The 21,633-nt window shown below is 74.2% G+C and carries 20 protein-coding genes; 9 read left to right on the top strand and 11 right to left on the bottom strand.

Going from position 1 to position 21,633, the window contains the following annotated elements; genetic code table 11:
- Positions 1 to 32 precede the first annotated feature (32 nt).
- Positions 33 to 1,016: an iron-siderophore ABC transporter substrate-binding protein gene (locus A0J59_RS06240; RefSeq protein WP_082140834.1), complete on the top strand. Its 984-nt coding sequence runs from the start codon at positions 33 to 35 to the stop codon at positions 1,014 to 1,016.
- Positions 1,003 to 1,926, top strand: a complete 924-nt coding sequence (locus tag A0J59_RS06235; protein WP_082918783.1) for a siderophore-interacting protein — start codon at positions 1,003 to 1,005, stop codon at positions 1,924 to 1,926. The genes A0J59_RS06240 and A0J59_RS06235 overlap by 14 nt, the downstream gene beginning before the upstream one ends.
- Here the strand turns inward: A0J59_RS06235 and A0J59_RS06230 are convergent.
- From A0J59_RS06230 to A0J59_RS06215, 4 genes are all read right to left on the bottom strand, one after another.
- Positions 1,916 to 2,578 carry a hypothetical protein gene (locus A0J59_RS06230; RefSeq protein ID WP_220084441.1) on the bottom strand — a complete coding sequence of 221 codons (663 nt, stop codon included), beginning with the start codon at positions 2,576 to 2,578 and terminating at the stop codon, positions 1,916 to 1,918. The genes A0J59_RS06235 and A0J59_RS06230 overlap by 11 nt on opposite strands.
- Entirely contained in the window at positions 2,571 to 3,101 is a 531-nt protein-coding gene (locus A0J59_RS06225) for a hypothetical protein (protein WP_156532838.1), read from the bottom strand. The genes A0J59_RS06230 and A0J59_RS06225 overlap by 8 nt, the downstream gene beginning before the upstream one ends.
- Before the next feature lie 155 nt (positions 3,102 to 3,256).
- The gene (locus A0J59_RS22290) at positions 3,257 to 3,490 is read right to left on the bottom strand and encodes a YbdD/YjiX family protein (RefSeq protein WP_369799751.1); all 234 of its coding nucleotides are present in this window, start codon (positions 3,488 to 3,490) and stop codon (positions 3,257 to 3,259) included.
- Positions 3,487 to 5,784: a carbon starvation CstA family protein gene (locus A0J59_RS06215; protein WP_064315553.1), complete on the bottom strand. Its 2,298-nt coding sequence runs from the start codon at positions 5,782 to 5,784 to the stop codon at positions 3,487 to 3,489. The genes A0J59_RS22290 and A0J59_RS06215 overlap by 4 nt, the downstream gene beginning before the upstream one ends.
- Before the next feature lie 224 nt (positions 5,785 to 6,008).
- Between A0J59_RS06215 and A0J59_RS06210 the strand changes: the two genes are divergently transcribed.
- The 3 genes from A0J59_RS06210 (at position 6,009) to A0J59_RS06200 (ending at position 10,035) form a co-directional block, all read left to right on the top strand.
- On the top strand, positions 6,009 to 8,720 hold the full coding sequence (locus A0J59_RS06210; RefSeq protein ID WP_064315552.1) for a hypothetical protein: 2,712 nt from the start codon (positions 6,009 to 6,011) through the stop codon (positions 8,718 to 8,720).
- Between the two features lie 75 nt (positions 8,721 to 8,795).
- Entirely contained in the window at positions 8,796 to 9,437 is a 642-nt protein-coding gene (locus A0J59_RS06205) for a hypothetical protein (protein ID WP_047230982.1), read from the top strand.
- Between the two features lie 43 nt (positions 9,438 to 9,480).
- Positions 9,481 to 10,035 carry a GNAT family N-acetyltransferase gene (locus A0J59_RS06200; RefSeq protein WP_064315551.1) on the top strand — a complete coding sequence of 185 codons (555 nt, stop codon included), beginning with the start codon at positions 9,481 to 9,483 and terminating at the stop codon, positions 10,033 to 10,035.
- A 13-nt stretch (positions 10,036 to 10,048) separates the two neighbouring features.
- Here the strand turns inward: A0J59_RS06200 and A0J59_RS06195 are convergent, their stop codons facing one another.
- Genes A0J59_RS06195 through A0J59_RS06180 form a run of 4 tightly spaced genes read right to left on the bottom strand, consistent with a single transcriptional unit; the run spans position 10,049 to position 13,423 of the window.
- Positions 10,049 to 10,627 carry a TetR/AcrR family transcriptional regulator gene (locus tag A0J59_RS06195; protein WP_053370445.1) on the bottom strand — a complete coding sequence of 193 codons (579 nt, stop codon included), beginning with the start codon at positions 10,625 to 10,627 and terminating at the stop codon, positions 10,049 to 10,051.
- A gap of 2 nt (positions 10,628 to 10,629) precedes the next feature.
- Positions 10,630 to 11,223 (bottom strand): sugar O-acetyltransferase, encoded by a 594-nt coding sequence (locus tag A0J59_RS06190; protein WP_053370446.1) that lies wholly within the window; start codon positions 11,221 to 11,223, stop codon positions 10,630 to 10,632.
- Positions 11,220 to 12,554 carry an MFS transporter gene (locus A0J59_RS06185; RefSeq protein ID WP_082918782.1) on the bottom strand — a complete coding sequence of 445 codons (1,335 nt, stop codon included), beginning with the start codon at positions 12,552 to 12,554 and terminating at the stop codon, positions 11,220 to 11,222. Before A0J59_RS06185 ends, A0J59_RS06190 begins: the two co-directional genes overlap by 4 nt.
- Before the next feature lie 47 nt (positions 12,555 to 12,601).
- Positions 12,602 to 13,423 carry an alpha/beta fold hydrolase gene (locus A0J59_RS06180; protein ID WP_064315550.1) on the bottom strand — a complete coding sequence of 274 codons (822 nt, stop codon included), beginning with the start codon at positions 13,421 to 13,423 and terminating at the stop codon, positions 12,602 to 12,604.
- 140 nt (positions 13,424 to 13,563) lie between these two features.
- On the opposite strand from A0J59_RS06180, the gene A0J59_RS06175 reads away from it, so the two are divergent.
- Positions 13,564 to 14,841 carry an NYN domain-containing protein gene (locus tag A0J59_RS06175; RefSeq protein WP_064315549.1) on the top strand — a complete coding sequence of 426 codons (1,278 nt, stop codon included), beginning with the start codon at positions 13,564 to 13,566 and terminating at the stop codon, positions 14,839 to 14,841.
- A 92-nt stretch (positions 14,842 to 14,933) separates the two neighbouring features.
- On the opposite strand, the gene A0J59_RS06170 is transcribed toward A0J59_RS06175, so the two are convergent.
- Positions 14,934 to 15,776, bottom strand: coding sequence for an alpha/beta fold hydrolase (locus A0J59_RS06170; RefSeq protein WP_053370449.1), 843 nt, complete (start codon positions 15,774 to 15,776; stop codon positions 14,934 to 14,936).
- Positions 15,777 to 15,879: 103 nt separating this feature from the next.
- Here A0J59_RS06170 and A0J59_RS06165 point away from each other — a divergent pair, with 103 nt between their 5' ends.
- Both A0J59_RS06165 and A0J59_RS06160 read left to right on the top strand, forming a co-directional pair.
- Positions 15,880 to 16,455 (top strand): TetR/AcrR family transcriptional regulator, encoded by a 576-nt coding sequence (locus tag A0J59_RS06165; protein WP_064315548.1) that lies wholly within the window; start codon positions 15,880 to 15,882, stop codon positions 16,453 to 16,455.
- Positions 16,456 to 16,695: 240 nt separating this feature from the next.
- The gene (locus tag A0J59_RS06160) at positions 16,696 to 18,021 is read left to right on the top strand and encodes a glycoside hydrolase family 16 protein (protein WP_082918781.1); all 1,326 of its coding nucleotides are present in this window, start codon (positions 16,696 to 16,698) and stop codon (positions 18,019 to 18,021) included.
- 89 nt (positions 18,022 to 18,110) lie between these two features.
- On the opposite strand, the gene A0J59_RS06155 is transcribed toward A0J59_RS06160, so the two are convergent.
- A complete protein-coding gene (locus A0J59_RS06155) occupies positions 18,111 to 19,316 on the bottom strand; it encodes a cation:proton antiporter (RefSeq protein WP_064315547.1) in 1,206 nt (401 codons plus the stop codon).
- Positions 19,317 to 19,551: 235 nt separating this feature from the next.
- Here A0J59_RS06155 and A0J59_RS06150 point away from each other — a divergent pair, with 235 nt between their 5' ends.
- Entirely contained in the window at positions 19,552 to 20,916 is a 1,365-nt protein-coding gene (locus A0J59_RS06150; RefSeq protein ID WP_047230991.1) for an 8-oxoguanine deaminase, read from the top strand.
- 51 nt (positions 20,917 to 20,967) lie between these two features.
- Here the strand turns inward: A0J59_RS06150 and A0J59_RS06145 are convergent, their stop codons facing one another.
- Positions 20,968 to 21,462, bottom strand: a complete 495-nt coding sequence (locus A0J59_RS06145) for a GNAT family N-acetyltransferase (protein ID WP_047230992.1) — start codon at positions 21,460 to 21,462, stop codon at positions 20,968 to 20,970.
- Between the last annotated feature and the right edge of the window lie 171 nt (positions 21,463 to 21,633).

Genomic DNA, 21,633 nt, shown 5'->3' with positions numbered 1-21,633 from the left:
GCGGGCCAGATAAGGTTAGGCAGCCCTATCCCATGACGAAGGAACCTCCTGTGCCGATCTCCCGGACCACGTCGAGCCCGCGCGTGCGCCGCAGCGTCACCACCACCGCCCTCGTGCTCGCCGCCGCCCTCCTCGCGGCGTGCTCGTCCGACCCCGAGCCCGCGCCGACCGGTGCGCCGGCGCCGGACGACACCGCGGCGGGGTACGCCGTCGAGCACGCGCGCGGGACAGCCGAGCTCGCGGCGGCGCCGCAGCGCGTCGTGACGCTCGAGCCCGTGGAGACGGACACCGCGGTCGCGCTCGGCGTCGTCCCGGTCGGTGCCGCCGTGCTGAGCGTCGAGGCCGGCGTGCCGGCGTACCTCGGCGAGGACGCGCAGGCGATCGAGGTCGTGGGCACGGTGCCCGAGCCGAGCCTCGAGGCCATCGCCGCGCTCGAGCCGGACCTCATCCTCGGCACGGAGTCGCGCCACGCCGACCTCTACGCCCAGCTCGCGGGGATCGCGCCGACGGTGTTCATGGCGACGCAGACCGACCCCTGGCAGGAGAACGTGCTGCTCGTGGGCCGCGCGCTCGGCCGCGAGACCGACGCCCAGGCCCTGCTGGACGCCTACGACGAGCGGTGCGCCCAGCTCCAGGAGGACTACGACGTCACCGGGACGGCGCAGCTGCTGCGCCCGCGCGACGGCATCGTGTCGGCCTACGGCCCGCGGTCGTTCGCGGGCAGCACGCTCGAGTGCGTCGGGTTCTCGACGCCGGAGCAGGACTGGGGCGAGGACATCTCGGTCGACCTGTCGCCCGAGCGCGTGACAGAGGCCGCCGCCGACCTCGTCCTCGTCTCTGCTGCCGACCCGGCCGACCCGGCCGCGGTCCCGGCCGAGATCCCGCTCAACGCGGGGTCGTTCCCCGACGTGCGTGTCGTCGACCAGTCGTACTGGATCAGCGGCGTCGGGCCGCTCGGTGGGCAGGCCGTCCTCGACGACGTCGAGCAGTTCCTCCAGGACCGTGCCGGGTCCTGACCGGCGGGCCGGGTCCTCGGCCACGGCCGCGAGCACGGCCGGGAGCGCGGCGGGGTGCCGGTTCCACCGGTCGCCCAACGTCCTCTTCCCGACGACGGTCGCGCGCGTGCACGACGTCGGCCCGCGCCTCGTGCGCGTGACCCTCGCCGGCCCGGACCTGGCGGGGTGCGCCGACGTCGGGCTCGACCAGCGCGTGAAGATCCTGCTCCCCGGCCCGGGTGCGGACGAGCTCGCGCGGCGCGCGGGGCTCGCGGTCGAGAGCGTGTGGCGGCGCGAGTGGTCCGCGCTCGACGACGACGTGCGACCGGTGATGCGCTCGTACACGCCTGTGGCCGTGCGGCCGCGGGCCGCCGAGGTGGACCTCGACCTGTACCTGCACGAGCCCGCCGGACCGGCGAGCGCCTGGGCACGCCGCGCGGCGCCCGGGGATCGCGTGCTGCTCTCGGCGCCGCACGCGCGGTACGGCGTGACCGACCACGGCACCCAGTGGGACCCGGGGCTCGACGTCGCGCACGTGCTGCTCGTGGGTGACGAGACCTCGGCGCCCGCGGTGCGCGGCATCCTCGCGAGCCTGGGTCCCGACGTGCGGGCGCACGTGCTCGTGGAGGCCGACGACCCGGCCGACGCGCCGGTCGGCGACGTGCCCGGGACCGTGCGCGTCGAGCACGTGCCTCGGCATCGCCGTGGGGCCGAGCGGGCCGTGCTGGGCGCGGTCCGGGACTGGGCAGCGGAGCACGGCCGGTCGGCGGCCGACGCGGGCACCGGCTTCTACGCGTGGTGCGCGACGGAGAGCGCCACCGTCGCGCGGGTCCGCGGCGAGCTCGTGGCGGCGGGGATCGAGAGGTCGCGCGTGCACGCGCAGGGCTACTGGCACGACCGGTCCCGGCGGGACGGGGTGCTCAGACGATGAGCGCGACCAGGACGACGAACAGCACCACGAGGACGAGGAGCGTGCCGAGCCCGACCAGCAGGCCGAGGGCGACCGGGTGCGCCTGCGGCCAGGGCACGAGCCGCCGGTCGAACGCGCGGAGCTGGGCCGGCGTGACCGGCTGGTGCCAGGGCGTGAGCTGGACGCCGCGGCGCGCGAGGTCGAGCGCGACGGTCGAGAGCTGGTCGCGGTCCCACATCTGCCCGACGAGCAGGAGCAGCCGCTTGGTGGGGCCGAGGACGATGAGGTGGTGCGTCGCCCCGGCCATCCCGAACGCCATGCGGTCCACCGTGACGACGCGGTCGACGTCCGTGACCGTGAACCGCTTCGGTCGGCCCCACCCGTGCACGGTGTACGTCCCGTCGCCCAGGACGATCCGCGCGCGGTCGACCATGCGCCGCGCGATCGCGTACGTCAGCGGGATCATGGACAGCGCGAAGACGAGGAACCCGACGGCGAGGGCCATGTTCCCGCCCGTGATCGCCGCGGGGAGCTGGGCGAGGCCCACGAGCGGCGCGAGGATCGAGATCAGCGTCATGTTGGAGCGCAGCACCTGACGCTTCGCGGCGTCGCTCATGGCCAGCTCGATCACGGGCGGGAACGTCCCACGTCCGGTCGTCGTCGCGTCAGCCACGGCGGAAGAGCTTTCGCCCGGTGGCCGGGTGGAGGGGCGACCCGGCCGCGATCTCGACGGCGTTCGCCCAGACCGGGACGTCGTCGGGGCGCAGCGCCCCGGCGCGGACGGCGCGGTCGCACAGGCCGCGCGCGACGGCGCCGAGGCTCTCGCGGCAGGAGAAGGCGCCGTCGACGAGGGACAGGGCGACGGTCGTTGCGGGAGCCTGGCCCGTTCCCGGGTCGAGGGGCCCGACCGTCGCGACGGCCCGGCCGTGCGAGAAGAGCGCCGTCGCGCGTGGGGTGACCCAGCGCAGCACGTCGAGGTCGTCGAGGAAGAAGGCGCGACCGGCGCCCCCGATCTCCCACAGCGCCGCGCCGGCCTGGTGGGCGGCGTCCGAGGCGCGACGCTTCCAGCGCTGGGAGCCGAACGCCTCGGCGACCCAGCCGGCCGCGGTCGAGGGGTCGGTGGCGAGCACGACCGTGACGGTGGGGATCTGACCCCGCGGCGGGTCGAGCGTGATGGGGACGGGAGGGCGAGCCACGCCCGTCACCGTAGCGGTCGCGGCGGCGCGGTCGTCGACCGGGCCAGGTGCCGAGCACGACCTTGGTGTCGTTGTCGGGCGGATAGCGACACCCAGATCGTGCTCGACGGCGAGCAGGGTCGTGCTCGTCGGCGAGGCGTCGGCCGGCCCGCGGCTCAGCAGCAGCGCGAGCCCGGGTTCGCGTCCTGCTCGGCGTGGCGCATCCGCCAGAACTCGCGCTCGGTCAGCACGACACCGCCCGGGTGCACCGCGCGCTGGTGCGCGGCGTAGGTCGAGTACGCGTCGTCGCCCATGACCTGCCGCACGTACCAGCGGACGGCGCGGAGCCCCGCCACGACGGTCGCGCGGACCGTCGTGGCGGGACCCTGCGAGCCCTGCCGCACCGTCACCGGTGCCCCGTCGCGGCAGGGCGCTTCTCGGGCGGGAGCGCCGCCCACTCCTTCTGGATCTCCTTCTCGGCCTTCGTCGCGAACAGGTCGGCCGGGGCGAAGCGCCGCGAGGCCACGGGCGGGTCCTCGTGGTTCGTGCCGCCGCCGACGCGCAGCGCCTTCGCGGTCACGAGGACCGAGGCGACGATGACGACGATCGCGAGCACGACGAACACGATCGAGAGCGTGCCCTGGACGAACGTGTTGCGGACGACCGCCTCCATCGCCTCGACCGAGCCGGCGGTGCCGAACGACGTCTCGCCGGCGGCGAGCGCGTCCTTGAACGCGTTGTGGTTGGCCCAGTACCCGACCGCGGGGACGGGGGAGAAGATCTTCTCGATCGACGCCCAGATGGTGATGACCGCGGTGAACGCGAGCGGCGCCGCGACGATCCACAGCCAGCGCTGGTAGCTGCGCCCGCGCTTGGCGACGATCGCCAGCACGACGGCGAGCGCGATCGCCGCGAGGAGCTGGTTCGCGATGCCGAAGAGCGGGAAGAACGTGTTGATGCCGCCGAGCGGGTCGGTGACGCCGAGGTAGAGGATGCTGCCCCACCCGGCGACCATGATCGCGGTGCACAACCACACGCCCGGCCGCCACGTCACGTCCCGGAACTTGGGCGCCACGTTGCCGATCGTGTCCTGGAGCATGAACCGCGCGACGCGCGTGCCGGCGTCGACGGCCGTGAGGATGAACAGCGCCTCGAACATGATCGCGAAGTGGTACCAGAAGCCCATCATCGCGGTGCCGCCCACGAGCTGCTGCATGATGTGCGCGAGGCCGAGCGCGAGCGTCGGGGCACCGCCCGTGCGGGACACGATCGACGGTTCACCGACGGCCTCGGCGGTCGACGTGAGCATGTCCGGGGTGAGGTTGACCCCCATGAGGCCGAGCCCGTTGACGAACGCGACCGCGCCCTCGACCGTGCCGCCCGTGGCGGCCGCGGAGGAGTTCATCGCGAAGTAGATCCCGCGGTCGATCGAGATCGCGGCGACGAGCGCCATGATCGCGACGAACGACTCCATGAGCATGCCGCCGTAGCCGATGAAGCGCGTCTGGCGCTCCTTCTCGACGAGCTTGGGCGTGGTACCCGACGCGATGAGCGCGTGGAAGCCGGACAGCGCGCCGCACGCGATGGTGACGAAGAGGAACGGGAACAACGCCCCGGACACGACCGGGCCCGTCTCGCCGCTCGCGAACTCGCTGATCGCGGGCACCGTGATCTCGGGCCGCACGACGATCACCGCGACCGCGAGGACGACGATGACGCCGACCTTCATGAACGTCGAGAGGTAGTCGCGGGGCGCGAGCAGGAGCCACACGGGCAGGACGGCGGCGACGAAGCCGTAGACGATCACGCCGACCGCGATGGTCGTGCGGTCGAGGTGGAAGAGCTCGGCGCCCCACGACGTGTCCGCGATCCAGCCGCCCGCGACGATCGCGGCGAGGAGCAGGACGAACCCGATGATCGAGACCTCGGTGATCTTCCCCGGGCGGATGTAGCGCAGGTAGACGCCCATGAAGAGCGCGATCGGGATCGTCATCGAGACGGAGAAGACGCCCCACGGGCTCTCGCCGAGCGCGTTGACGACCACGAGCGCGAGGATCGCGACGATGATGATCATGATGAGCAGCGACGCGACGATCGCGGCGGTGCCGCCCACGCGGCCCAGCTCCTGGCGCGCCATCTGGCCGATGGTCCGGCCGCCGCGGCGCATGGAGAAGAACAGGACGAGGTAGTCCTGCACCGCGCCCGCGAGCACGACGCCGACGATGATCCAGATCGTGCCCGGCAGGTAGCCCATCTGCGCGGCGAGCACCGGGCCGACGAGCGGGCCCGCGCCGGCGATCGCGGCGAAGTGGTGGCCGAACAGCACGTGGCGGTCGGTCGGGACGTAGTCCTTGCCGTCCTCGCGCACCTCGGCCGGGGTCGCCCGGCGGTCGTCGGGGCGCGTGATGTAGCGCTCGATGACCTTGGAGTAGAAGCGGTACCCGATGAGGTAGGTGCAGACGGCCGCGAACACGAACCAGATCGCGTTGACGGTCTCGCCGCGGACGACCGCGAGCATCACCCAGGCGACGCCGCCGAGCAGCGAGATCGCGGCCCACAGGGCGATCTTCTGCGGCGTCCAGCGGGTCCGCGTCTGCGCCCCGGGGACGGAGTCGGGCACTGCGGTGGGGGGCAGCGACGGGTCCGGCGTGATCTCCGGCTCGTCGGGGGCGGCGTTCCGCGCCGCGCGGGTGTCTGTCGTCATCGAGCCTCTCCAGGGTCGCGTCGTTGCGGTCCGACCACGGAAGGCTAGGGAGGCCGCGAGGGGGTGATCCAGGTCACGTCGACCGGCGGTCGAGGTGTGCGACGAACGGTGGCCCGCGTGCGACGAACGGCACGACGCCGGACTGCTGCCGGACGCCGGGCGCGCCGTGGCGCGCCGGGTTAGCGTCGGGTGACGACCCGCGCCCCGAGCCCGCAGGAGTGTCCGTGCCCACGTCCCCCCGCTCCCTCGACCGCGCCTCCGTGGCGGCCGTGCTCGCGCTGACGGTCGTGCTCGCCGTCCTGGCGGCCGTCGCCGTCACGGGTGGCCGCGCCGCCGCGGCGCAGGCCGAGACCGGTCGCCTCTCGCTCTTCAAGCGGATCGAGAACCTCGACACGGGATCCTCAGAGGGACGCCGCGAGCTGTGGACGATGCACGCGGTGAACGTCACCACGGGCGCGACGATCGAGGGCGACGGGCTCAACGGCGTGCAGTCGCTCGAGGTCCCGGCGGGGACCTACCGCATCTCCGAGTCGGGCGGCGTGTCCGGCTACCGGTTCCAGAACTGGAACTGCGGCGGGGCGGACATCCTCGACCCGACGCCCGAGGTCGTCGTGCCTCCCGGCGGTTCGGTGCAGTGCACGGTCGACAACGAGGCGGTCCGCCCGAGCCTGACGCTCGTCAAGGAGGTCGAGGGCGGCACGGCGTCGCCGGCCGACTGGACGCTGCGCGCGCAGGGGCCCGAGTCTGTGGCCGGGCCGTCCGGCAGCCCCGCGGTGACGGGCGTGCCGATGCGGGTCGGGCAGTACACGCTGTCGGAGGAGGGCGGCCCGGCCGGGTACCGGAGCGAGGGCTGGACGTGCGACGGCGCCCCGCTGTCGGGGGACGTCGTCACCCTCGACCTGGGGCGGTCGGTCACGTGCACGGTCCGCAACGTGTCGGGCGCGGGCGGTGGGGCGGAGCCGACGCTCACGCTCGTCAAGAAGGTCGTCGGCGGCCCGGCCGGCGCCGAGGACTGGACGCTCAGCGCGACCGGGCCGCAGGCGGTCTCGGGCGTGACCGGCGACCCGGAGGTGACGGCGGCAGGCGTCGCGCCCGGCGAGTACGCGCTCGGGGAGCAGGGACCCGTCGGCTACGCGGGTGCGTGGTCCTGCACGGGCGCCGCGGCGGGCGACGGAGCCGGCGGGAGCGTGACGATCGCCCCGGCCGAGCACGTCACGTGCACCGCGACCAACACGTGGCAGGGCGGGATCCTCACGCTCGTCAAGGAGATCGAGGGCACGACGGCGGCCGTCCCCGCGGACTGGACCCTCACCGCGGCGGGCGAGGGCACCACCGTCTCGGGGTCGAGCGGCTCGCCGGATGTCACCGGCGTGGACGTCCCGCCCGGTGACTACGCGCTCTCCGAGGCGGGTTGGACGGGGTTCGACCCGGGACCGTGGCAGTGCACAGGCGGCACGCTCGACGGCTCGGTCGTCAGCGTCGAGCCCGGCGCGACGGTCGTGTGCACGGTGACGAACGCCGTCGTGCTGCCGCACCTCACGCTGGCCAAGGAGGTCCAGGGTGGGCCGACCGTGCCCGCCGACTGGTCGCTCGCGGCGACGGGGCCGCAGGCCGGGGGTGGGACGGCCACGATCACGGGCCCGTCCGGCGGGGTCGAGGTGTCCCACGTGCACGTGGGCGCCGGTGAGCACACGCTCGCAGAGCTCACGACCCTGCCCGACCACGAGTCGGGGGAGTGGGTGTGCGAGGGGGCGACCGGCCAGGCGGGAGACGTCGTGACGATCGCGCCGGACGACGACGTGGTCTGCACGGTGACGAACACCTACGTCGGCTCGACGCTCACGCTCGTCAAGGACGTCGTGGGCGGGTCCGCCGACCCGGCCGCGTGGACCCTCACCGCGACCGACGCGGCCGGGGACGCGGTCGTCGAGGGCGCGAGCGGGACCCCCGCGACGACGCAGCGCCACCTGCCCGCCGGCGACTACGAGCTCGCCGAGACGGGAGGGTTCGGCGGGTACGACAGCGAGGGGTGGTCGTGCACGGGAGACGCGACGCTCACGGGTTCGACGGTGTCGCTGCCCGCGGGCGGCGTCGCGACGTGCACGGTGACCAACGTCGCGCTGCTCCCGCACCTCACGCTCGTCAAGGAGCTCGACGACCGCGGGTTCACCGGCGAGGTCGCCGCCACGGAGTGGACGCTCTCCGCCGAGGGCGCCGGGCTGTCGGCCTCGGGCCCGACCGCGAGCGCCGCCGTCTCGCACGTGAGCGTCGAGCCCGGACGGTATGCCCTCGCGGAGAGCGGCGGACCCGAGGGGTGGACCTCGCTCGGCTGGAGCTGCGAGGGTGCGCGCGTGGCGGGGTCCACGGTGATCGTCCCCGCGGGCGCCGACGTCGTGTGCACGGTGACGAACCACTGGCTCGCCGGCACGCTGACGCTCCACAAGGAGGTCGTCGACGACGCGGCCCCGGCCGACGACTGGGAGCTCACGGCCGCAGGACCGACCCCGCTGTCGGGTCACGACGGCAGCCCCGACGTGACCACCGTCCCCGTCGCCGAGGGCGCCTACGACCTCTCGGAGTCGGACAGCGAGTGGGACTACGACCAGATCGCGTGGGCCTGCGACGGCGGCGAGCTGGTCGACGACACGGTCCGGGTCGGGGACGGTGCCGACGTCACGTGCACCGTCACCAACACGGTCACCGGCCCGACGACGCCCACCGAGCCTGGCGAGACGTCGCCGCCCACGGACGGGCCGACGTCGGACGTGCCCGGGCCGGACGCGACCCCCACGTCCGGTGCGACCACCGGCGGGGAGGACCTCGCCACGACCGGCTCGGCCGTCACGGGGCTGCTCGCCACGGCGCTCGCGGCCCTCGTGCTGGGCGGTGTCCTGCTCGCGCTGCGACGGCGCCGCGCGCGTGACGACGCGGGCTGACGCGGGCTGACCGCACCGAGGCCTGCGTGCCGCGGTCGCCGCGCGCGACCGCGCCGTGCGGGCTACGGTCCTGAGGTGGCCGACGAGGAAGCGGACAGCGAGGGCGGCCGGTCGTGGCGCGAGACCGTGACCGTGGTGCTGCTCGCGGTGACGGCCGTCCTCACGGCGTGGAGCGGGTTCGAGGCGAGCAAGTGGGGCGGCGAGATGTCGATCGCGTTCTCGCGCGCGTCGACCCAGCGCATCGAGGCCTCGACGGAGCGCGCGCACGCCGACACCGCCCGGTCCATCGACCTCCAGGTGTTCAGCCTGTGGCTCGAGGCGTACGCGACCGGGGACACGGAGCTGGAGGAGTTCACGCGCGCGCGCTTCACGCCCCACTTCCAGCCCGCGTTCGACGAGTGGCTCGCCTCGCGCCCTCTCCGGAACCCCGACGCCGCCCCGAGCCCGTTCGCGCTCGACGCCTACGTCCCGCCGGGTGCGGTCGAGGCGGTCGAGGCCGACGAGCGGGCCGACGCCCTCTTCGCGCAGGCGCTCGTCAACAACCAGCGGGGCGACAACTACACGCTGACCACCGTGCTCTTCGCGCTCGTGCTGTTCTTCGGCGCGTTCGCCGGTCGGTTCCGCTCGGAGCGCGCCTCCTGGGCCATGGTCGGCCTCGCGTGCGTGGTCCTCGTGGTCGGCATCGTCTTCCTGGCGACCTTTCCCAAGATCATCTGACGCCGCGGTCCTCAGGCACCGGTGGGCCTCGTAGCCTGGGGCGATGCAGACCTTGACGACGCCACGGCTCATCCTCCGCCCGTGGCAGCCCGACGACGCCGACGCCGTCCTCGACATCTACTCCCGCTGGGACGTCATGCGGTTCATCGGCGTGACGCCGCGCGTCCTGGAGCACCGGGACGAGGCGCTGGAGCGGGTCGAGCGCTGGGTCGCCGCCGACGACGGCACGCACGGGGTGTGGGCCGTCGTCCCGCGCGAGGGGGAGGGCACGGGCCTGCCCGACGCCGCGCCCGTGGGGACCATCCTGCTCAAGCTCATCCCGGCGTCGGGCACGGGCGACCCGTTGCAGCCCTCGGACGACACGGAGATCGGGTGGCACTTCCACCCCGACGTGTGGGGCCGCGGGTACGCGACCGAGGCGGCCTCCGCGGTGCTCGCGCACGCGTTCGAGCGCGGGCTCGACCGCGTCGTCGCCGTGACGCACGTCGACAACGCCGCCTCCCAGGCGGTGTGCCGCCGGATCGGCATGACCCACCGCGGCACCACCGACGCGTACTACGACACCACGTGCGAGCTGTTCGAGGTGACCGCGCCCTGACGGGAGCGCGCCGTCAGGGCACCCGCGTGAGACGCCGGACCGCGCCGAGGACGTCGACGTCGTCGTGCGGCTCGGTGTCGAGCGCGCGGTGGATGGTCATGCCCTCGATGAACGCGTCGAGCACGCGGCACGTCGCGGGGTCGAAGTGGCGCCCGAGGGCGTCCCGGCTGCGACGCATCCAGTCGTTCGTGAGCGTCCGGTACGCGGGGTCGCGCGCCGCGAGCGTGTAGAGCTCGTGCGACAGGACGAGGTCGCGCTGGGTCGCGAACACGTCGTGCGTGATGAGCGTCGTGACCGCCTGCACGGCCTCCTCGGGCGTGCGCGCGTCGCTCATGCGGCGCTCGAACTGGGCGGCGGCGTCGCGCGTGAACCGGCCGAACGCCTCGCGCAGCAGCTCGTCCATCCCGGCGAAGTGGTACGTCATCGACCCCAGCGGGACGTCCGCCGCGGCCGCGACGCGCCGGTGCGACGTGCCCGCGACGCCGTGCTCGGCGACGACGTCGAGGCACGCGTCGATGATGCGGTCGCGCCGCTCGGGGTCGTGGCGGCGGGCGCGGGGCGTCGGCCCGGTCGGGTCCGCGGGGGCGCTCATGGTCAGATGTTCTCGCGGATCACCCGGGCCGGGTTGCCCACCGCGACGACGTTCGCAGGCAGGTCGCGCGTCACGACGGAGCCCGCGCCCACCACGGTGTTGTCGCCGATCGTCACGCCCGGGCACACGATCACGCCGCCGCCGAGCCACACGTTGTCGCCGAGCGTGATGGGCTCCGCCGCCTCGAGCTTGTCGCGCCGGGGCTGCGGGTCGACGGGGTGGGTCGGGGTGAGGAGCTGGACGTTCGGCCCGATGAGGCAGTCGTCGCCGATCGTGATCGCCGCGACGTCGAGCGCGGTGAGCCCGGAGTTCACGAACGTCCGGTCGCCGAGGTGCACGTTGCTGCCGAAGTCCACCGCGAGGGGCGGCTTGACCCACGACCCCTCGCCGAGCGACCCGAGCAGGTCGGCGAGGATCTCGCGGGCGCGCGTGTCGTCGCCGTCGCCGTCGAGGACGGCGCGGTGGAACGCGTCGACGAGGCGCAGGCCGCGCTGGACGCCGCGCGCGATCTCCGGGTCGTCGGCGACGTACAGGTCGCCCGCGGCCATGCGCTCGTAGCTCGTGCGGTCGTCGCCGGCGAAGTAGTCGGTGGTCATGCGGTGGTGGCCTCCTCGGGCGCGGGGGTCGTGCGACGGTCGGGGTCATCATGCCGGTTGGCGGCGTCCGGCCGACCCGGGGGCCGGCGCGGGGCGAGGACGCCGGCCAGGAGCACGACGACGAGGCCCGCGAGCGGCAGGACGAGCAGCCCGGTGCGCAGGCTCGTGGCGTCGGCGACGAGCCCGACGATCGGCGGGGACAGGAGGAACCCGAGCCGCATGAGCCACGAGACGAGGGTGAGGCCGGTCCCCGCGCGCAGGCCCGGGAGCTCGTCGGCCTGTTGCATCGCGGCCGGGACGAGGGTCGCGACGCCGAACCCGGCCGCGGCGAAACCGGCGATCGTGCCCGGGACGGACGGGAACGCGAGCGCGAGCCCGGTACCGAGCAGCACGAGCGCGCCGCCGGTCCGGGCGACGGCGCGCTGCCCGAACCGGTCGACGAGGCGGTCGCCCACGAGGCGCCCGACGAACTGCGCGCCGACGAGCGCGACGAACCCCGCCGCGGCGATCGTCGCCGGGGCACCGAGCGAGCCGGAGAGGTAGACCGCCGCCCACGTGCTGCCCGCGTCCTCGACGAGGGTCCCCGCGACGGCCACCAGGACGAGCGCGGCGAGGACGGCGGCCGTGCGGGCGCGGGAGGTGCGCGCCAGCGCTGCGGCGCCGGCCCCCGAGAGGGCTGTGCCGGCGGGGGCGCCGGGCGAGGCGCTCGCCTCGGCCTCCGTCGCGGCGGCGTCGGACGCCTCGCCGTCGAGCCCCGGGAGGCACCAGCGCAGCGCGACGAGCGCGACGACCGCGAACAGGCTGCCCGTGATCGCGAGGTGCACGCCGAGCGGGAGGTCGAGGGCGATCGCGGCGGCGGCCATGCCGCCGCCGACCACGGCGCCGACCGACCACAGCGCATGGAAGCCGTTGATGATCGAGCGGCCGTAGCGGCGCTGCACGCGCAGGCCGTGGGCGTTCTGCGCGACGTCGGTGAACGCGTCCATCGCTCCCGCCGCGAACAGCGCGACGACGAGCAGCGGCAGGGCGGGCGCGAGGCCCGCGAGCAGCAGCCCGGTCGCCGTGAGCACGGTGCCGGCGACCGCGACGCGCGCCGACCCGAACCGGCGCACGAGCGCCGCCGCGGCGAGCCCCGCCGTGATGGCCCCTGCCGGGAACGCGGCGACGGCGAGCCCGTACGTGGCGTTGCCCAGGTCGAGCCCGGCCTTGATCTCGGGGTAGCGCGGCACGAGGTTCGCGAACAGCGCGCCGTTCGTGAGGAACAGCGCGGCGACGGCGACCCGCGCCCGCCGGACGTCCGGCGCCGGGCGCGCGAGGGTGGGAGACGGCATGCGGACGATCGTACACACCGTATGTACGAACGTACATACGGCCCGGGTCAGTGTCGGTCCACCTCGCGGACGAAGCGCACCAGCACGTCGGCCATCGCCGCCGGATCCCACGAGTGGAAGGCGCCTTCGACCTCGCGGACCTCGCCGTGCGGGACCGCCGCGACGACCTTCCACGCGGAGACGGGCATCTCGGGGAACGTGGCCGTCCCGTAGGTCGCGAGCACCGGCACGTCCACGGTCGCGAGCGTGCCGTCCTCGAGCGCCGTCGTCGCCCAGACGAGGGACTCGCCGTCGGCGCGCTGGCTGCGGGAGCCGCGCGCGAGCTGCTCGAAGTCGGGGGAGCGGCGCATCCCGTCGAGCCACTCGGGCGGCATGTCCTTCATGTACTGCTCGGTCGCGCCGACGTAGTCCTCGGCGTCGAGCCTGCGCTCGAACTCGTCGATCCACTCCTTCGTCGCGGCCGCGTCGTCGCCGAGCGGCGCCTCCCACAGCACGAGGCCGGTGACGGGCAGCCCCGCGTGCGCGGCGGCGAGGGCGATGGTGCAGCCCGACGAGTGCCCGCACAGCACGGCACCTCGGCCCGACCCGCCGTCCGCCACGGCGATCGCCGCCGCGACGGCGGCCAGCTCGCGCTCGAGGTCCAGCACGCCGTCGGCCGGGCTCTCGCCGCGCCCGAGGCGGTCGTGGACGACCGTCGTCACGCCCTGCGCGGAGACGCGCTCGGCCGTCTCGGTGGTGATCGGGTCGATCGCACGGAACGGGCCCGCGCCGGCGACGAACACGAGGCCGGGGCCCTCGCCGCGGAGGTCGTAGGTGACGGTGTCTCCTCGGGCGGTGAGGACGTGGCTCGTCGTGACGGGGTCGGTCATGGCTGCTCCCTCGGCTCGGTGCGGCGGCCGCCGTCGGGCCGCCACCGAGGACGACCGGCACCGAGCGCGGGACTCATCGACGCGGGCTCTCCCTGCTGTTCGGCGGGGCGGCGCGGCGGGCAGCACCTAGGCTGGCGGGCATGGACACCGAGGAGCGCCTGGCCGTCTTCATCGACTACGAGAACCTCGCGCTCGGGGCGCGCGAGCACCTGGGCGGCATGACGTTCGACTTCGGCCCGATCGCCGACGCGCTCGCCGTGCGCGGGCGCGTCGTCGTGCGGCGCGCGTACGCGGACTGGTCGTACTTCGACGAGGACCGGCGCTCGCTCACGCGGCACCAGGTCGAGCTCATCGAGATGCCCCAGCGCATGGGGGCGTCGCGCAAGAACGCGGCCGACATCAAGATGGTCGTCGACGCGATCGAGATGGCGTTCGAGCGCGACTACATCTCGACGTTCGTCATGTGCACGGGGGACAGCGACTTCTCCCCGCTCGTCCACAAGCTGCGCGAGCTCAACAAGCGCGTCATCGGCGTGGGCGTCGAGAAGTCGACGTCCCGCCTCCTGCCGCCCGCGTGCGACGAGTTCCTCTTCTACGACCGGCTCGAGGGCGTCGACGTCCCGGACGAGCCGGAGCCCCGCTCGGTCCGCGGCTCGCGCACGTCCGGCGCGACGGCGTCGGGCGGGGCCAAGGCGAAGCGTTCCGGCGGGCGCACGTCCGGGCGGCGCAAGGCGACCGAGATCGCCGAGCCGGAGGTCGAGACCCCGGCCGCGGCGGCGCTCGCGGAGCTCGGCGAGGCCGTCGGGCGCTCGTCCCGGCGGGGCGAGCCCGTCGTGACCGAGAACGCCGAGGTCGACGGCGAGACGACGCCCGTCGAGCAGCCCGCCGACGAGCCCGCGCTCGCCGCGTCCGCCCCCGAGGCCGACGACGACGCGCCGACGGGCGAGGACGTCCCCATGGAGGTGCGCGTCGCGCAGACGCTCGCCGACCTCGAGGCCTCGACGAGCGGACCCGTCACCGCGTCAGTGCTCAAGCGCACGCTCCTGCGCAAGGACCCGACGTTCAGCGAGGCCGACTACGGGTTCCGCAACTTCGGCGAGTTCCTGAGGTTCCTCGCCGACCGGAGCTTCGTGGAGCTCGCGCCGGGACCCGCGACGGGCGACCCGGAGGTGTCGCTGCCCGCGCAGGGCGACACGGACCAGGCGTTCGCGCTCGTGCGCGACGTGGTCCGCGAGGAGGGCGGCTCGACGGTCCTGTCCGGGCTGAAGAACGCGATCCGCAAGAAGCGCCCCGACTTCAGCGAGAAGGCGCTCGGGTACCGCGGCTTCCTGCAGTTCTGCAAGGCGGCGCAGGCCGCGGGCGCCGTCGACCTCGCCTGGGACGACGACGCCGACGACTACCGCGTGTCGGTCGCCTGAGGCTGCGCCGGACGAAGGCCCGGGCGCCGGTCTCCCGGCGCCCGGGCCTCGGTGTCGAGGCCTGACGTCCGGGCCTGGACGTCAGGCGCGGGTCAGCGCCCGACGAAGGCGAGCAGCGCCTCGTTGACCTCGGCCGCGTGCGTCACGAGGAGGCCGTGGGGCGCGCCCTCGACCTCGACGTACTCGGCGTCCGGGACGAGCTCGCGGAAGCGGCGCCCGGTGGCGTCGATCGGGAGGATGTTGTCCTTCGTGCCGTGGAGGATGAGCGTCGGCTTGCCGGCCGCGCGGACCGCCTCGACGTCGGACCGGAAGTCCTCGATCCACGTGGGCACGACGGCGTACGCGGCGACGGGGGCGGACCCGATCGCGGTGATCCAGCTCGCGCGCACGGTGTCCTCGCTGATGCGCTTCCCGAGGTTCTCGTCGAGGTTGTAGAAGTTCTTGTAGAAGTCGGTGTACCAGGCGTACCGGTCGGCGCGGGCCGCCTCGACGATCCCGTCGAACACGGACTGGGGGACGCCCTCCGGGTTGTCGTCGCGCTGGACGAGGAACGGCTCGAGCGACGCGAGGAACGCGAGCTTGGCGACGCGCTCGTGCCCGTGGTTGTGGACGTAGCGGGCGAGCTCGCCCGTGCCCATGGAGAACCCGACGAGGATCACGTCGCGCAGGTCGAGCGTCTCGAGGACGGTGTTCAGGTCGGCCGCGAACGTGTCGTAGTCGTACCCGCTGCCGACCTTGCTCGATGCGCCGAACCCGCGGCGGTCGTAGGTGATCACGCGGTAGCCGGCGTCCAGGAGCTCGCGCTTCTGGAGCTCCCAGCTGTGCCCGTCGAGGGGGTAGCCGTGGATGAGGACGACCGGCTGCCCGGCGCCCTGGTCCTCGTAGTAGAGCTCGATGTCGGTGGAGTTCTCCTGGCCGACGGTGATGTACCCCATGGTCGTGCTCCCTTCGCGGAGGGGGAGAACGGTCGTTCTCCCCGTTGGTCGCTACACTAGAGAACGATGGTTCTCACCGCAAGTGGTGCGACGTGAACAGGAGATGACGATGCTCGACGACGCGAGCGCACGCGCGGCGGTCGTGGCCGCCGCCGACCGGCTGTTCTACGCGCGGGGCGTCCAGTCCGTGGGGATGGACGCGGTCCGCACCGAGGCCGGGGTGTCGCTCAAGCGCATCTACTCGCTCTTCCCGTCCAAGGACGACCTCGTCGTCGCCGTGCTGCGGCACCGCACCGAGCAGTGGGACGCGGGGATCGCGCGCGCCGCGGCCGGAGCGACCACGCCCCGCGGCCGGCTGCTCGCCGTGTTCGACTTCCTCGACGCGTGGTTCCGCGAGGACGGGTTCCGCGGGTGCGCGTTCATCAACTCGTTCGGCGAGCTCGGTGCGACCTCGCCCGCCGTCGCAGCGGCCGTGCGCGAGCACAAGGAGTCGTTCCAGCGGTACGCGCGCGGTGTCGTGCGCGAGGCGGGGCTGCCCGACGACGTCGCGCTCCAGGTCGTGCTGCTCGCCGAGGGCGCACAGACGACGGCGGCCATCACGCAGGACGTCGACGTCGCCCGCCAGGCCCGCCGCGCGGCGGAGGCGATCCTCGACGCGGCGGTCCCGGCGACGGCCTGACCCGGGCAGGCTCGCGCGCCGGGCGCCGTCGGCGCCGTCCCCGTCCCGCTGTCGGTTCGCCGGCGATGTGGGAGCGATCCCACGACACGCCGAGAGAGCGCTTGCTCGGTGTCGTCCCGCCACCGTAGGTTCGCGGACGGAGGGCCGAGGAACGGCCCCCGCCCGGTGCAGAGTCGCGCCGAGAGCACGTCGCGCACCGTGGCGAGACGCAGGCGGCACCGCCGCCGGACTGGAGGATCGATGGACCTCGCACGTCAGCGCTCCCTGCCCACCACCCCGCTTGGCGACCCACCCAGGACCCGGGACCGCACCGCCTCCCGCACGCGCCGCCGGGCCACGAGCGCCGTCGTCGCTGCGCTCACCGCCGCCGCGGCGGCGCTCGCCGTGACCGTCCCGGCGACGTCGGCCGCGGCCGCGCCGGGCGACATCGTCTGGTCGGACGAGTTCGACGGCGCCGCCGGCTCGGCCCCGAGCTCCGCTCGCTGGAACCACGAGACCGGTGCCGGGGGCTGGGGCAACGCCGAGCTCCAGAACTACACGACCTCCCGCGCGAACTCGGCGCTCGACGGCCAGGGCCACCTCGTCATCACCGCGCGCCGTGAGACGGACGGGTCGTACACGTCCGCGCGCCTGACGACCCAGGGGAAGTACCAGCCGCAGTACGGGCGCGTCGAGGCGCGCATCCAGATCCCGCGCGGCCAGGGCATCTGGCCCGCGTTCTGGATGCTCGGCGGCAACCTCCCGGGGGTGGGCTGGCCGACGTCGGGCGAGATCGACGTCATGGAGAACGTCGGCTTCGAGCCGCACCGCGTGCACGGCACGGTGCACGGGCCGGGGTACTCCGGCGGCGCCGGCATCACGGGCATGTACCAGCACCCGCAGGGCTGGTCGTTCGCCGACGACTTCCACACCTTCGCCGTGGACTGGAAGCCCGGCGAGATCACGTGGTTCGTGGACGGCCAGCAGTTCCACCGCGTGACGCGCGCGAGCATCGGCGCGAACGCGTGGGTGTTCGACCAGCCGTTCTTCCTCATCCTCAACGTCGCCGTCGGCGGGCAGTGGCCCGGGTACCCCGACGGCACGACCCAGTTCCCCCAGCAGATGAAGGTGGACTACGTCCGGGTCTACGACAACGGCTCAGGAACCTCGAACCCGCCGAACCCCGGCGGCAGCCTCCCGACCGGGACCGGGACCATCCGGATCGCGAACGGGTACTGCCTCGACGTCCCGTGGGGCCAGACGCACGACGGCAACCGCGTGCAGATCGTCCCGTGCAACGGCAACGTCGCCCAGTCGTGGACGCGGGGGAGCGACGGGACGATCAGGGCGCTCGGCAAGTGCCTCGACGTGAGCGGCAGCGGCACCGCCAACGGGACGGTGGTCCAGCTCTGGACGTGCAACGGCACGAACGCGCAGAGATGGGCCTACGACGCGGGGTCGAAGACGCTGCGCAACCCGCAGTCGGGCAGGTGCCTGGACGCCGAGGGCGGCAACCCGCTCTACGAGGGCCAGCGGTTCGTGATCTGGGACTGCCACGGGTCGACCAACCAGCAGTGGACCTTCTGACCCGTCCGCAGCCGAGCGATGCGTCCGTGTCCGAGCGCTGCGTCCCCGGACGCATCTCTCGCGCACGGACGCATCGCTCGCCCGGCGAGTCATCCGCCGGCGCGTTCCTCCGTCGGCGGGGGCGCGGACTCGCCGGCCTCCGCGGGGCGTGGGCCCAGCCGGCTCGCGACCATGGGGAGCACGATCACGGACAGCACGCCCGCACCGACGAGCGCCGCGCCGACGCGCGACGTCATCGCCCCCTGCTCGACCGCGATCTCCGTGAGCGCGACGAGCAGCGGCAGCGCCGTGGCCGCGTAGAGCGCGGTCTGGACGCGCTCGACGGACGGCAGCTCGCGCCGGAACCACAGGAGCACCGGCCCGCCCCGCACGACCACCATGAGCACGAAGAACGTCAGTGGCAGCAGCGGCGACGCGACGATGGAGTCGATGTCCAGGCCCATGCCGGAGCTGACGAAGAACACGGGCACGAACACGCCCCACGCGACGGCGTCGAGCTTCTTCTCCAGCGCCTCGACGTCGCCCGGCGCCCAGCGTCGCAGCACCATGCCGCCGACGAACGCGCCCAGCACCGCGTCGAACCCGAGCCCCGCGGCGAGCGCGAGCAGCGTGACGAGCAGCAGCACCGTGAGGCGCAGAGTGCTCTGGCCCGTCCCGTGCTCCGCGGCACTGAAGAGGCGGTCGCCGCCGAGCGCCTTGATGCGCCCCAACCGGCCCGGGAGCGCGGAGAGCGCCACGGCGACGACGGCGAACAGGACGAGCAGGATCGCCGCGACCCCGCTCTCGCGCGTCCCGAGCAGCACGGCCATCGCGACGATCGGACCGAGCTCGCCGACCGCCCCGACCACCAGCACCGCGCGGCCGAGGCGCGAGCCGAGCTGACCGCCGTCGCGCAGGATCGGGAGCACCACGCCGAGCGCCGTCGTCGTGAGCGCGATCGCCCCCGCCGCGACGGCGTGCGGCGAGTCGTGACCCACGACCACGAGGACGAGCAGCGCCCCGACGACGAGCGACGTCAGCCACGCCGCGCCGGCGCGTCGCCCCACGCGCTCGCGCAGCAGGCTCGGCTCGAGCTCGTACCCGGCGAGGAGGAACAGGAAGCCCATGCCGAGGTCGGAGAGGAGCGTGACGTCGTCGGGCGTCGCGAGGTCGAGCGCGGCCGGACCGATGAGGATGCCGCCGAGCAGCAGCACGACGACCTGCGGGACGCGCGACCGCACCGGCATGAGGCCCGCGAGCAGCGGCGCGAGCAGCGCGACGACGAACACCGGGACGAGCGGGGCGTAGACGTTCACGGTCGGGTCTCCGGGTGTCGGCGGGCGGCGGGTCCCAGGATCCCGCAGCGCCGCAGGTCGCGCGCGGCGGAGGTCCGCGTCGTCGTCCGCCGGGGTTGACGGTCCGTCACGGCCCGGCCTACGGTCGGCCCAGCCGCGGTTCCCGCGGCACCTGGATCGGCAGACAGGACCACTGAGCCGGCGCACCGTGGCGCCGGAGCCGCGCCTCGGTGAGCACGAGCCACCAGGAGGCACCATGACCAGCACCCGCACCTGGGTCCGTGACCCGCTCGGCGTCTTCACCGCGGACGACTCCCCGGACGCGCCCGACGCGCGCGGCGGCATCGTCGTCGAGGACGGGGTGATCACCGAGGTCGTCGCGGCGGGCGCGCGGCCGTCCGCCCCGGTCGACGCGACGTTCGACGCGTCCCAGCACGTGCTCACGCCCGGGCTGATCAACACGCACCACCACTTCTACCAGACGCTCACGCGCGCCTGGGGGCCGGTCGCCGACGCCCCGCTCTTCCCCTGGCTCCAGCGCCTCTACCCGGTGTGGGCGCGCCTGACCCCGCGCGACCACGAGCTCGCGACGACGGTCGCGCTCGCCGAGCTGCTGCTCTCCGGCTGCACGACGGCGGCCGACCACCACTACGTCTTCCCGGCCGGTCTCGACGACGCGATCGACCTCCAGGTCGCGGCGGTCCAGCGGCTCGGGATGCGCGCGACCCTCACGCGCGGGTCCATGACGCTCGGCCAGGACGACGGCGGCCTGCCGCCGCAGTCGGTCGTGCAGAGCCTGGACGTGATCCTCGCCGACTCGCAGCGCCTCGTGGAGCGCTATCACGAGCGCGGCGCCGGGGCGCAGGTCCAGATCGCGCTCGCGCCGTGCTCGCCGTTCTCGGTGACGACCGACGCGATGCGTGAGAGCGCGGCGCTCGCGGAGGATCTCGACGTCCGCCTGCACACGCACCTCGCCGAGACGATCGACGAGGAGGACTTCTGCCGCGAGCGCTTCGGGATGCGCACGGTCGACTACCTCGAGTCGGTCGGCTGGCTCACGGACCGCGCGTGGCTCGGTCACGGCATCCACTTCGACGACGAGGAGGTGCGCCGCCTCGGGGCCGCGGGCACCGGCGTCGCGCACTGCCCGACGTCGAACATGCGCCTCGCGTCCGGGATCGCGCGGGCCGTGGAGCTCGAGGACGCGGGCGCGCCCGTCGGGCTCGGGGTCGACGGCTCGGCGTCGAACGACGCCTCGACGATGATCCTCGAGGCGCGCCAGGCGCTCTACCTCCAGCGCCTCAGGTACGGCGCCGACATCCCCGTGACCCGTGCGCTCGGCTGGGGCACGCGCGGGTCGGCGCGCGTGCTGGGCCGGGACGACGTCGGCGTGCTCGCCGTCGGCAAGCAGGCGGACCTCGCGCTGTGGCGCCTCGACGAGCTGCGCTTCTCCGGCTCGCACGACCCGGTCGCGGCGCTCCTGCTGTGCGGGGCCGACCGCGCGGACCGCGTCATGGTCGGCGGCGAGTGGCGCGTGGTCGACGGGGCGATCCCGGGCCTCGACCTCGCCGCCCTGGTCGCCGAGCACTCGGCCGCGGCCCGCCGCCTCGTCGCGGGCTGACGTGCGCCGGCGGGGACGGCCCGGCCACCGACCGGGGCGTCCCCGCCGCGCTCAGAGCTCGCGGTAGTAGTGGACGACGGGGAGGGCGGTGAAGCCGCTCGACTCGTACAGGGCGCGTGCGGCGTCGTGTCCCGGGTCGCCGCCGGTCCAGACGTTGGCGTACGCGCACCCGGCGTCGCGCAGGAGCTGCAGCGCGGCGTCCACGAGGAGCCTCCCGACGCCCTCGCCCTGCACGTCAGGGTCGACGGCGATGATCTCGAGGTCGCCGGCGCGGGCCCCCTCGGCAGGAGGCTCGCCGATCACCGCGGTGGCGAACCCGACGACCCGGCCGGCCCGCTCCGCGACGACCGTCGTCGCGGGGTGCTTCTCGCACGCGCCGCGGACCTCCGCCTCCTGGCTGCGCCGCCAGTCGGGGTAGGCGAGCCCGTAGAGGCGCTCGCCGAGGATGTCGCGCCACGAGGCGAAGGCGTCCTCCCACGCGCGCAGGGACAGGTCGGCGACGGCGTCGAGGTCGGTGGGCCGGAAGGGGCGGAGCGTGGTGGTCACGGCTGGAGGGTAGGGAGACCGGGCGGGCGAGTGCCAGCGCTTTGACGCGGTCGGCGACGGAGAGACGTCACCGCAGGCCACGCACGAGTTGCCGGGAGGGACTTGACACACGTCACACTTGGCGTTCGAATAGTGGAAGTAGTTTTCCGCCAAGCGGAACGATAGCTGACG

It is taken from the genome of Cellulosimicrobium sp. I38E (assembly GCF_001647255.1).
GTDB lineage: Bacteria > Actinomycetota > Actinomycetes > Actinomycetales > Cellulomonadaceae > Cellulosimicrobium > Cellulosimicrobium cellulans_E.
Note: the sequence above shows the minus strand (reverse complement) of the source record. Positions and strands in the feature narration are given on the sequence as shown.

What these genes read in the sequence shown, in the direction of transcription:
- A0J59_RS06185 (WP_082918782.1), bottom strand. Translation starts at nt 12,554, where the DNA reads ATGCCGTCTCCCACCCTCGCGCGCCCGGCGCCGGACGTCCGGCGGGCG.
- A0J59_RS06170 (WP_053370449.1), bottom strand. Translation starts at nt 15,776, where the DNA reads ATGGGGTACATCACCGTCGGCCAGGAGAACTCCACCGACATCGAGCTC.
- A0J59_RS06200 (WP_064315551.1), top strand. Translation starts at nt 9,481, where the DNA reads ATGCAGACCTTGACGACGCCACGGCTCATCCTCCGCCCGTGGCAGCCC.
- A0J59_RS06190 (WP_053370446.1), bottom strand. Translation starts at nt 11,223, where the DNA reads ATGACCACCGACTACTTCGCCGGCGACGACCGCACGAGCTACGAGCGC.
- A0J59_RS06195 (WP_053370445.1), bottom strand. Translation starts at nt 10,627, where the DNA reads ATGAGCGCCCCCGCGGACCCGACCGGGCCGACGCCCCGCGCCCGCCGC.
- A0J59_RS06180 (WP_064315550.1), bottom strand. Translation starts at nt 13,423, where the DNA reads ATGACCGACCCCGTCACGACGAGCCACGTCCTCACCGCCCGAGGAGAC.
- A0J59_RS06150 (WP_047230991.1), top strand. Translation starts at nt 19,552, where the DNA reads ATGACCAGCACCCGCACCTGGGTCCGTGACCCGCTCGGCGTCTTCACC.
- A0J59_RS06215 (WP_064315553.1), bottom strand. Translation starts at nt 5,784, where the DNA reads ATGACGACAGACACCCGCGCGGCGCGGAACGCCGCCCCCGACGAGCCG.
- A0J59_RS06175 (WP_064315549.1), top strand. Translation starts at nt 13,564, where the DNA reads ATGGACACCGAGGAGCGCCTGGCCGTCTTCATCGACTACGAGAACCTC.
- A0J59_RS06240 (WP_082140834.1), top strand. Translation starts at nt 33, where the DNA reads ATGACGAAGGAACCTCCTGTGCCGATCTCCCGGACCACGTCGAGCCCG.
- A0J59_RS06160 (WP_082918781.1), top strand. Translation starts at nt 16,696, where the DNA reads ATGGACCTCGCACGTCAGCGCTCCCTGCCCACCACCCCGCTTGGCGAC.
- A0J59_RS06165 (WP_064315548.1), top strand. Translation starts at nt 15,880, where the DNA reads ATGACGATGCTCGACGACGCGAGCGCACGCGCGGCGGTCGTGGCCGCC.